The following is a 1166-nucleotide window of genomic DNA, read 5'->3' as shown; positions in this document are numbered from 1 at the left end:
GATATTGATAGCTTTATCGCTGCCTCTGGAAAAGACATCTTTAAATATCGCCTTCTCGTTGATACCACGGAAGTGGAATTAAGTGACAATGTGAATGCCATGATTAAAGGACAAGCGATACCCGTTTATCGCATTGACCTTCGTCATATGGAAAACAGTCGGATAGATTGGCAAATATTTGCAACAAAACAAGAAGTGGTTCTGAAATCAACAAAAGAGCCTCGTCCCCATCAAGAAGAAGCCATCAAGAAAGTCTGTGAAGGTTTAAAAGAAGCAGACCGTGGCAAGCTCATTATGGCATGTGGAACGGGCAAGACTTTCACCAGTTTGAAAATAGCAGAAACCCTTGCTGGGAAAGGCAAGCGTGTTTTGTTTCTGGTGCCTTCTCTGGCTTTAGTCTCACAAACGATCCGTGAATGGACAGCCGATGCACAAGTCCCGTTGCGTTCTTTTGCGGTGTGTTCGGATACGAAAGTAGGAAAGCGTCGTAAAAATCAAGATGATATTGTTGGCATGGAAACATCAGATCTTGTTCTCCCTGCGACAACCGATGCTCAAGCCCTTGCCAAAGAAGCGCGTGAAAACCTAGCAGATGCAATGACGGTTATCTTTTCAACTTATCATTCTATCCAAGTGATTTCGGATGCACAAAAAGAGCATGGTTTACCCGAATTTGATTTAATCATTTGTGATGAAGCACACCGTACCACTGGGGCTTCATTGGGAAGTGAAGATAATGAATCTGAATTTATCAAGGTTCACGATAACAGCATCATTCAAGGCAAAAAACGTTTGTATATGACAGCAACGCCGCGTATCTTTAGTGATACTGCTAAAAGGCGGGCGGATGAGATCAATGCTGTTTTGGCATCTATGGATGATGAAGCACTTTTTGGAAAACAACTTCATCATTATACCTTCGCGGAAGCTGTCGATAATGAGCTTTTAACCCCTTACAAGATTGTGGTCTTAGGCATTGATGAAACCTATATTACACCAGCCATACAGGAGATTATTGCCAATGAAAACCGTGAAATTGATTTAGATGATGCGGCAAAAATTATTGGCTGTTATAGAGCACTGACTAAAATAGATAAGCAAGCGGCTGTTGATGATGATGATACAGAGCCCATGCAATGTGCTTTAGCTTTTTGCAAAGATATCAA

Annotated in this window: 1 protein-coding gene; it reads left to right on the top strand. The window is 41.7% G+C overall.

The genetic code is table 11. The features are described from left to right. Positions 1-1166 (top strand): DEAD/DEAH box helicase family protein (locus tag GGR08_RS07990; protein WP_183194763.1); only part of this gene is annotated, 1166 nt, incomplete at both ends.

The sequence above is a fragment of the Bartonella fuyuanensis genome, assembly GCF_014197255.1.
In the GTDB taxonomy this organism is placed as follows: Bacteria; Pseudomonadota; Alphaproteobacteria; order Rhizobiales; family Rhizobiaceae; genus Bartonella; species Bartonella fuyuanensis.
Note: the sequence above shows the minus strand (reverse complement) of the source record. Positions and strands in the feature narration are given on the sequence as shown.